Genomic DNA, 9,214 nt, shown 5'->3' with positions numbered 1-9,214 from the left:
TAACCTGAGCGACATCTACATCCTGGATGAAGACTGAGGATGGGGAAGCAAGGAAAAAGAGGGATGCATGGTGAATGCTCCTTCCAGATGGACCCGAACGACAACCGCTGTCGCCGAGAGGTACAGAAATGGAAACATGAGAGAGCGAGAAATGAGCGCTCAGTAGTCACACCTCGTTTCGCTGTTTAGCCTCCTGCCACCTCACGCGCCGGCGTCCCCATGCCCGAGTCCTCGTCCCGTATTCTTGTGCTGTACACGGGGGGCACCATTGGGATGGTGGAGAGCGAGGAGGGGTATGTGCCCGCCCCCGGCACTCTGCAGGCCCTGATGGAGGAGCGGCCGTCGTTCCGGGCCGATGACGTGCCGGCCTTCGAGGTGCACGAGTTCGACCCGCTGCTCGATAGCGCGAACATGACGCCCGACGATTGGCTCCGGATCGCCGAGGCGATTCGGGCCCGCTTTGAGACGTACGACGGCTTTCTCGTCGTCCACGGCACGGACACGATGGCGTTCACCGCCTCGGCCCTGTCGTTCATGCTGCACCCCCTCGACAAGCCGGTCGTACTCACGGGGGCGCAGTTGCCGCTCGATGAGACCCGCACCGACGCGCAGGGCAACCTCCTGACGTCGCTCCTGCTGCTCGGTCAGTTTTCGGATCGGCTCGCAGGCGTCCACCTCTTTTTTCACGACCGGCTCTTCCGCGGCACCCGCGTCACGAAGGTCAACGCCGACTCGTTCGGGGCCTTCGACTCGCCGAATTTTCCGACCGTGGGCACGGCGGGGATCAACCTCGACATCGAGTGGGACCGGGTGCCGGCGCCTTACAGCCCGCCGCGCACCCCCGCTGTCACGGAGCTAGGGGCCGCTACCGTCTCGGCCTTTCGCCTCTTTCCGGGGCTGGGGGCGGCCTCGCTTGAGAACGTGCTTGCCCCACCCGTGCAGGGCGTGGTGCTCGAATGCTTTGGGGCTGGTAACGCACCGGATCAAAATGAAGCGTTCCTGGAAGCGCTTCGGGACGCTGCGGACCGGGGAGTCGTCATCGTCGCCGTCACGCAGCCCCTCCGCGGCACCGCCGACCTTGAGCTCTACGCCACCGGGCAGGCCCTGGCAGACGCGGGCGTGGTGAGCGGCTACGACATGACCACGGAGGCGGCTCTGTCGAAGCTGTACTATCTCTTCGAGCAGGACTACGACCCGGCGGAGGTGCGGCGCCTGGTGCAGAACAACCTCCGGGGCGAGCTTACGCCGCCGGAGGAGGTGCCATCCGCCCTCGGCCGCACCCGTCGCCGCCTCGCGGGGTATCGATGAGGACGCTCTGACGGCTCTCCCCGGTCCCATCGAGAACCATTCGCGGCCACAGCCAAGCCCTTCACACTCAATAGCCAGTGACCCTCGCCGAGGCCATTGCCGATGCCCTCCACCACAGCCACGTGCGTCTGACGACGGCGGTGCCCGGCCACGGCGCCACCCAGACCTACGAGGCGTGGCGACGAGGAGGGGCGTCCGCGCCGCCGTTTTCGTTCCACGAAGAGGTGGCAGTGGGCATGGCGCACGGGGCGGCCGTGCTCGGCCATCGCTCGGCGGTGCTCCTCAAGGCCCACGGCTTCCTCAAAGCGGCGAATGCGATCGCCGACAGCCTGGCGGCGGGTACGACCGCGGGCCTGCTGCTTGTGGTCTTCCACGACCCGACCGGCGCGCACTCTGATAGTGTCCTTGAGATCGAAGGCACGGCCCGCGACCTGGGCCTCCCAACGCACCGGCCCGAGGCGGCCGATCGCCTCTCCGCACTACCTCGGGCCGTTCGGCGGTCGGAAACGCAAGGGCTCCCGCACCTCGTCATTCTGAGTGCGGACGCCGTAACCGAGCAAGCCCCGAGTGGGCCTGACGCCCTATCGCCGCCGACGGTCGACTACGAGCGGGACGTGGCGCGGCACGTCTGCTGCCCCCTCTTCGCTGAGTACCAGCATGGCGTCTTCGAGGCGCGGCTGGACGGGAGAGACCCCGACACGGTGCCGCGTCCGGCGCTTCCCCAGGTTCCCGATGAACTCCCTGATGCGCACCGGGCCGTTGCGAACCAGTATGAGCCGCTTCTCCAGGCCCTGTCTGATCGCCCGCGGGCCGTGACGACCGGCGACACGACGGTGGGAACGCTGTTTGCGCTCCCGCCGGTCGAGGCCGTCGACCTGTGCACGTACATGGGGGGCAGCTTGCCCCTCGCGCTCGGGGCACAGGCAGTGGGAAAAGAACCGGCGTGGGCCGTCACGGGCGACTTCGGATTCGTGGCGGCGGGGCACCTCGGGCTCCTCGAAGCCCAGCAGCGCAGCCTTCCGCTCAGGGTTTTGCTCCTCGACAACGGCCGGGCCCATGCCACGGGGGGACAGTCGGTCCCCCGCGACGCCGTGGACACCGTCCTTGCGGGCTATACCGACCACGTCGTGTCGCTCGATGACCCTACCGAGCCGGCGGCTTGCCGGGAGGCACTGGACGAGGCCGCTGGACGGGACGACCTTGTTATCGTCCGCGCCCGGTACCGGGAGTGACGCATGACTCGCGATTGCTGATTCGTGACACGGAGCTGGTGGAAGAGAGGGAGCTCGTGTGTCACGAATCACGTCTCCGTCTCGCGATGGACCACCTCGGGTTCTTTCGGGCGGAACTGCGCGGTGAAGTGGCGCAGTTGCGGGGGTTCCTCCGTGATCTCGTAGCCGCAGAGCTCGTCGCGACGCTCGTACACGTTCTCGAAGCACTCGATCACGTAGTCGACGTGACTCTGGGTGTAAACACGGCGGGGAATGGCGAGGCGAAGAAGCTCCTGGTCGGCGGGCTCCTCGCTTCCATCGGGCTGGCGGCCAAACATGACGGATCCGATCTCAACGCCCCGGATGCCGCCCGTCGTGTAGAGGGCCACGGCGAGGGCCTGCCCCGGATAATCGAGTGGATCGATGTGAGGAAGGAGGCGTTTCGCGTCGACGTAGACGGCGTGACCCCCCACCGGCTGCACGATGGGCACCCCCATCTCTGTGAGTGCCTCGCCCAGGTACCGAGTCGAGGCCATGCGGTACTCCAGGTAGTCCTCATCCACGATTTCTTGGAGGCCAACAGCGATGGCCTCCAGGTCGCGGCCGGCCAGGCCGCCGTACGTCGGAAAACCCTCGGTAAGGATGAGCTGGTTGCGGGCCTCACGGGCCCACGCATCATCGTTGAGGGCCAGCCAGCCTCCGATATTGACGAGAGCGTCCTTTTTGGCACTCATGGTCATGCCGTCCACGTGCGAGAACATCTCGCGGACGATGCTCTCAACTGACTGGCTGCCGTACCCGTCTTCGCGCTCCTTGATAAAGTAGGCGTTTTCTGCGAAGCGACAGGCATCGAGGAAGAGGGGCACGTCATGCTCGTCGCAGAGCGCCTTCGCCCCGCGGATGTTGGCGATCGACACCGGTTGGCCCCCACCCGTGTTGTTGGTTACGGTGAGCATGACAAGGGGGACCCGGTCGGCATGCTCTTCGAGAAGCGCCGCCAGCCGATCGAGATCCATGTTGCCCTTAAACGGGTGCTTGCGGTCGGGATCCCGGCCCGCCTCGATAACGAGATCGAGGGCCTCGGCCCCGGTGGCCTCGATATTGGCCCGTGTCGTGTCGAAGTGGGTATTGCTTGGAATCTTCGCCTCAGGACCAGCCACGAGGCCCATCAGGATGCGCTCGGCAGCACGGCCCTGGTGAGTCGGGATCACGTGCTCGAAGGGCATCAGGTCCTTGACCGCCTCCTCGAACCGGAAGTAGGAGGGAGAGCCCGCATAGCTCTCGTTTCCCTGCATCAGGCCTGCCCACTGGGCAGCACTCATCGCCGACGTCCCTGAGTCGGTGAGCAGATCGATGATGACGTCGTCGGCATGCAGGTTAAACAAGTTGTAGTGCGCATCCTGGATCAATCGCTCACGCTCTGCCCGGGAGGTGAGCTGGATGGGCTCGACCGACTTGATCCGAAACGGCTCAATGATCGTATCCATCTCCATGGCACCACGGCACTTGGAGGCGAGGAGCGTTGCAGAATGCCAAGCTACCAAACAGGCGGCCCAAGGACAACGCTGAGTGCGAATCCAGGCCCCGGCGAGAATCCCTCCGACAGCGTGTGGCGGCGCCAGAACCCCCTTCAGCCAGCGGGCAGCTAAACTGGGGGACGGGCTCTGAGCGCCAGCAGGTGGGATGCGGTCGGGGCCGCCGCACCGGTCCGACAGTCTGCCACGGATTGGGGGTCTTTCTCACCCAAGGGACCTGAGAAAGTGGGCGTCAGGCCTCCACTGGATCGAGGGACCGGTCGAGCTCGGCACGGAGCTTCTTGCGACCCCGGTGGATGTACACCTTTACCGTGTTGAGTGGCATGTCCAGGATTTCGGCGATCTCTTTGTACTTCAAGCCCTGAAGCTCGCGCAGGGCCACCACTCGCCGATACGGATCATCGACCCGGTCCAGGGCCTCCAGAACGTGGTCCCTCAAGTCTTCCGTTTCGGCGTGCTGGTCGGGCAGGCGTTCCGAACTTTCGGCCCGCTCCAGGCCCTCGGTGTTTACGCAGAGCGTGTCCCGGCGCCGCTGACGGGCCCGGAGCTTGTCAATGCTCGCGTTGCGCGTGACGCGCATGAGCCAGGGAAGAACTTTGTCCTCGTTGAGCTCATCCTGGTGTTCCCAGAGCGTAATGAGGACCTCCTGGGTAACATCCTGAGCCGTCGCGGCGTCCTTCACGTAGGAACGCGCGAGCCGGAAGATACGATCTTCGTGGCTGGATACTTGCTGTTCGAAGGCGGGAAAAGAGGACATGGGCCCGAGCGGGTAATCAGAAAAACTGTTGAGAATGGCCTACTGCGGTCGGGGTCGACGGCTACAAAATCAGGGGGACTTCCCCCGAGTAGCCTGTCGCCATGTCCTACGCGGCCGTGAACGATGCGGTGCGCGTGGATCGACGAGTCGGAGCACGCGGTCGACGAATCGTCCCCCACACGCTCCCTTCGTGCATTGCGCCTGATTGAGCGCTGGTCTGCGGAAAAGGAGTGAGCCGCAGGTGTGGTTGTCAGAAATGATGGACGGTACTCGGAACGCTACTCTTCGATCATGGCCTCCACGTCGATGTCGACCGGCTTCGGGTAGCAGACGTAGGGTTTTTCCACAAAGCTGGTGAGTTCGGAGATCGAGGCGGTGTCCGCCATCTCGGACAACTCGCGCACGGTGCCGTCCCGGCCCAAGATGTCGATCAACTCCTGGTCGCTGTCGTAGGCGGTATGCTGCGACACGTTGAGGGTCAGGTAGTGACGGGCGGCATCGTAGGCCTCGGTTTGGGGGGCGAGATCCTGGTCCACCAGCCAGTCGGCAACCCGGGATCGCCACGCCTCAAGCACATCTGCGTCGGGCCGTTCAGGGAGAAACACGACCCGGAAGAAGACGCGGTTGATGAAGCGCCGGCACAAGTCGGCCAGCACAGGGTCGGGGCCCTGCATCCACTGCTTCAGACTGAAGAGGATGTCCGTGTCATCGAGCCGAAGGTACTGAGCGTGCACCTCCGGTGTCTCGATCTGGTCGACGTGGATGTCGTTCCGGAGGAAGAACAGAAGGGCGCGGGAGCCCTGGCGAAGCCAATCTGGAGGCGTCCCAGTCCCAGCGCGCACCTGGGCCCGATGCAGGATGCCGCGGAGTAGCTCGTCGCCTGCTAGGACCGTCTTGTGCATGTACACCTGCCAGTACATCAGGCGCCGCGAGATGAGGAAGTTCTCGACCGCGTAGATCCCCTTCGCCTCGATCATGATTTCCGAGTCGGGGCCTCCTTGAAGGGGGAGCACGCGCATGGTTTTGAGCAGGCGTTGCACGCCCACCTCCCCTTCTGCAACGCCGGTGTAAAAGGAGTCGCGGCGGAGATAGTCGAGCCGATCCATGTCGAGCTGGCTCGACACGAGCTGGTGAAAGAACGGGCGGTCGTAGGTGTCGTCGAAGATGGCAAGGGCCTTGTCCAGCGCCCCGTCCATCCGCCGGTTCAGTCGCACGAGGAGCACCCGGCTCATGTCCTCGTGCGCGAAGTCGTCGACGAGCTCGTGCTCCAGCGAGTGCGAAAATGGCCCGTGGCCCACGTCGTGGAGGAGGGCTGCGGCCAGGGCGGCGGTCTGCTCCGCCGGGTCGATGGGCGTGCCCTTCTCAGAAAGACTCGTAAGGGCATCCTGCATGAGCGCCATCGCCCCGAGTGCGTGGTTAAACCGGGTGTGCTCGGCGCCCGGAAAGACGAGATGCCCAACCCCCAGCTGCCGAATGCGCCGGAGGCGCTGCAGCTCCGGCGTCTGGATAAGGTCCATGATTACGTTCTTCGGGACCGAGATGAACCCGTGCACCGGGTCCGAGAACAACTTGAAGCGCTGATTGGAGGACACAGCGAAGAGCAATCGGCGGTCGATTCGCAGAACAACGCCCGATGACGATCAATGTCCGTTCTCGACCAGCATCTGGGCGATCGAGGTGTAGAACGCGTTCGAGTCGAAGGATCCAGCCAGCCGAGACTTGAGGCCGACCTGACGGGCATGGTCGGCGTCGATCGTTCCCAGATACTGTCCCCACCGGGCACTCTCCACGCTCACGAAGCCATCGTTCGGGCCCTCCTGTTCATAGAGGTGTCGGTTGAAGTACTGGAAGAGGGGGTCGATGGGGACGGACGTGCCCTTCCCCGCCTGGAATCCATACGAGTAATAATCGACTTCGGGGTGGTTGGGAACCTCCTTGTTGAAGGTGTTCTCCACGAAGGCGGGCGTGAGTTCCTCCAGGGCCCGCCGAATGTTGGCCGATCCGTCCTCCAGGACGTGCGTCCCAACCCAGTCGGCGACGTCCGCGAGCCACCGGCGAACCGTTTCGGGCTGATCGAGGACCAACTGGGCCACAGCGGAGCCATGGTGGGGGGTGGCGACGGTCACGAGCACGTCGACCACCTCATGCCAGCCCATCTTTGAGATCAGGTACCGGGCGTCGAGCCCTCCCATGGAGTGGGCAACGAGCAGCAGGCGGTCGGCGTTCGTCTGCTCGAGGACGTGGGCCAGCCGGTCGTTCCAGGTGGCGGTGCGGGACCGCACGGTGTTGTAGGGCGCCACGTTGGGAGCAATCGCCTTCACGCCCCGCGACCGCAGGTGCAGGGCCTCCTCGTGCAGATGGCCGCCCCGCCGAAAGGAGGCGCCCACCCCGAAGCCGTGCATGAGCACAACGGGGGCCTGGACCGGCACGATGGAAGGCTCAGGAAAGGGCTCAAGCCCGGTAAGGCGTTGCAGGGCCGTCACCGGTAGCGTCTCGTCGGGCATAAACAGCGAGGATGGACGGCACAGCGGATTCGAAGTAGAGCAGAAATCGTACCCGGAACCGAGGGCGGAGGTTCGGGAAGAAGAACTGGCCACAGCCCTGACCGGGGGGCTCCTACGACGGGAAGCCGCCGAGGACGGGGAACGGTCGCCCGAGGAGGAGCACCTCGCTCCCCCTGACGGCGATGGCCGCCACGATGGGGACTCGGATGTTGTCGTTAACCGGGAGGGGAAGGGCCTCCACCACCGCCCCCGTCACCACGCCGGCGGCCCCGGGCCCGAGCGCAATGGCCGGGAAGCACGCCATGACGACGAGACCCGTCCCCACGAAGGCGGCAGAGCCCTCGAGCGTTGCGGACAGAGGGCCCCACGGGTAGCGCCCCAGCCGTCGGCCAACGAGGGCCGCTGCGGCGTCCGCAAGCATTGCCATGACGAGCACCGGAACGGCGACGCGGAGGGGAAAGAGAAGGGCGAGCAGAAACGCCCCGACGAGCACACAGGTGGCTCCGTTGAAGCGAATGCCCGCTCCGACCTTTGGGAGCTCCTCTGTCCGCATCATGGGGCCAAAAACCGTCCGGATGAACGCATTGAACGAGGGGGAGTAGGCCCGTGCCAGGTCTGCGCTCACCGCGAACAGGGCCATCGGGCCCAGGATGTAAAGCGAGAGCGGCATGCCCGCCCACTCCATGCCCAGGGGAATGCAGAGTGCGAGCAGGTGCAGGGCCTTGCGCCACAGCTCGCCGGAGTACGGAAGAGAGGAGGAATTGGACACAGGAGTCGTGCGCCTCAGGGACAGACCAGCAATCCCCGAACCTTCACGTCGAGGGATGGTTCGACAGGCGCACCTCTGGAGCAGGGAACCTCGAGCGGACAGACAGTTTCGTATCTCAGGTCGCTTGCCAGTGCATCCAGCGCGACCCTGCCTCTATTCCGTTCTCAACGGCACGTGTCCAGCGCTTCGTTTCCCAATGTCCTTCCGAGTCTTCCTTCTCGCTGCGCTCGCCGCAGTCCTTCTCACCGGATGCGGCTCCAACGGCGATTCTGAGGCGCAACAAATGGCCGACGGCCACCAGGGGGACACCCCGACCGCCACAGACGCAACGCGGGCCCCTGAGATTCCGATTACCACGAAGACGGTCTCCTACACCCAGACCCCGGACGGAGACGCGGTGGAGGGGTACCTGGCCGCGCCCGAACGTCCGGATTCGGTCCTGTCGGCCCACGGGCGAGATCCGTCTTCGGCCCACCTGCCCGGGATTGTCGTGATCCACGAGTGGTGGGGGCTGAACGACAACATCCGGGCCGCCACCCGCCGGCTAGCGGGGCAAGGCTACCGAGCCCTCGCCGTGGACCTGTATCGGGGAGCCACCGCATCCTCACCCGATTCCGCCCAGGCCCTCACGAAAAGCGCCCTGAGCCGCCGAGACCAGCTGATGGCAAATCTGCGGGCCGCACACGACCATCTCCGCTCCGAGGCAGAGGCCCCGCAAGTAGCCGTCCTGGGATGGTGCTTCGGTGGAAGCCGCACGTTCGACACGGTGGCCGCGGCCCCTACGCGGTACGACGCGGCGGTTGCGTACTACGGGTCCCCCGAGCCGGTGACGGCATCGGTCCTGGATACGCTCACGACCCCGGTTCTGGCCCACTTTGGCCGCCAGGACGAGGTTGTATCGATGAAGGCGGTCCGCGGATTCCAGTCCCGTCTTGAGACGGCGGACGCAACCGTACAGGTGCATCTCTACGACGCGGGGCATGCCTTTGCAAACCCCTCGGGGGAGAGCTACGACCGGGAGGCCGCAGGGGAGGCGTGGTCGCGCACGACCAAGTTCCTACGGACCCATCTCTATCCGGAGAGGCCCTGAGGATTCGTCCAGCTCTCGTCCCGATCGTTTGACGCCACAC

The 9,214-nt window shown here is 65.1% G+C and carries 8 protein-coding genes; 3 read left to right on the top strand and 5 right to left on the bottom strand.

Going from position 1 to position 9,214, the window contains the following annotated elements; genetic code table 11:
* Positions 1 to 219: 219 nt before the first annotated feature.
* Both ansA and ABEL04_RS00485 read left to right on the top strand, forming a co-directional pair.
* Entirely contained in the window at positions 220 to 1,308 is a 1,089-nt protein-coding gene (gene ansA / locus ABEL04_RS00490) for an asparaginase (RefSeq protein ID WP_375800406.1), read from the top strand.
* Between the two features lie 77 nt (positions 1,309 to 1,385).
* Entirely contained in the window at positions 1,386 to 2,540 is a 1,155-nt protein-coding gene (locus ABEL04_RS00485) for a thiamine pyrophosphate-dependent enzyme (RefSeq protein ID WP_375800405.1), read from the top strand.
* Positions 2,541 to 2,608: 68 nt separating this feature from the next.
* On the opposite strand, the gene ABEL04_RS00480 is transcribed toward ABEL04_RS00485, so the two are convergent.
* The 5 genes from ABEL04_RS00480 to ABEL04_RS00460 all read right to left on the bottom strand — a co-directional run bounded on the left by ABEL04_RS00480 (position 2,609) and on the right by ABEL04_RS00460 (position 8,084).
* Entirely contained in the window at positions 2,609 to 4,006 is a 1,398-nt protein-coding gene (locus ABEL04_RS00480) for a tryptophanase (RefSeq protein WP_375800408.1), read from the bottom strand.
* Positions 4,007 to 4,286: 280 nt separating this feature from the next.
* The gene (locus ABEL04_RS00475) at positions 4,287 to 4,811 is read right to left on the bottom strand and encodes an RNA polymerase sigma factor (RefSeq protein WP_375800404.1); all 525 of its coding nucleotides are present in this window, start codon (positions 4,809 to 4,811) and stop codon (positions 4,287 to 4,289) included.
* Between the two features lie 278 nt (positions 4,812 to 5,089).
* Positions 5,090 to 6,403, bottom strand: a complete 1,314-nt coding sequence (locus ABEL04_RS00470) for an HD domain-containing protein (protein ID WP_375800403.1) — start codon at positions 6,401 to 6,403, stop codon at positions 5,090 to 5,092.
* 48 nt (positions 6,404 to 6,451) lie between these two features.
* Complete coding sequence (locus ABEL04_RS00465; protein WP_375800402.1) at positions 6,452 to 7,315, bottom strand: esterase/lipase family protein; 864 nt, start codon at positions 7,313 to 7,315, stop codon at positions 6,452 to 6,454.
* A 112-nt stretch (positions 7,316 to 7,427) separates the two neighbouring features.
* Positions 7,428 to 8,084 carry a phosphatidate cytidylyltransferase gene (locus ABEL04_RS00460; protein WP_375800401.1) on the bottom strand — a complete coding sequence of 219 codons (657 nt, stop codon included), beginning with the start codon at positions 8,082 to 8,084 and terminating at the stop codon, positions 7,428 to 7,430.
* A gap of 196 nt (positions 8,085 to 8,280) precedes the next feature.
* On the opposite strand from ABEL04_RS00460, the gene ABEL04_RS00455 reads away from it, so the two are divergent.
* Positions 8,281 to 9,174, top strand: coding sequence for a dienelactone hydrolase family protein (locus tag ABEL04_RS00455; RefSeq protein WP_375800400.1), 894 nt, complete (start codon positions 8,281 to 8,283; stop codon positions 9,172 to 9,174).
* The last annotated feature ends 40 nt before the right edge of the window (positions 9,175 to 9,214 follow it).

This window comes from Salinibacter sp. (assembly GCF_042218895.1).
Lineage (GTDB): Bacteria > Bacteroidota > Rhodothermia > Rhodothermales > Salinibacteraceae > Salinibacter.
Note: the sequence above shows the minus strand (reverse complement) of the source record. Positions and strands in the feature narration are given on the sequence as shown.

Excerpts from the sequence above, each read along its gene's own strand:
- ABEL04_RS00465 (WP_375800402.1), bottom strand. The coding sequence starts at position 7,315 with ATGCCCGACGAGACGCTACCGGTGACGGCCCTGCAACGCCTTACCGGG.
- ABEL04_RS00475 (WP_375800404.1), bottom strand. The coding sequence starts at position 4,811 with ATGTCCTCTTTTCCCGCCTTCGAACAGCAAGTATCCAGCCACGAAGAT.
- ansA (WP_375800406.1), top strand. The coding sequence starts at position 220 with ATGCCCGAGTCCTCGTCCCGTATTCTTGTGCTGTACACGGGGGGCACC.
- ABEL04_RS00480 (WP_375800408.1), bottom strand. The coding sequence starts at position 4,006 with ATGGATACGATCATTGAGCCGTTTCGGATCAAGTCGGTCGAGCCCATC.
- ABEL04_RS00455 (WP_375800400.1), top strand. The coding sequence starts at position 8,281 with ATGTCCTTCCGAGTCTTCCTTCTCGCTGCGCTCGCCGCAGTCCTTCTC.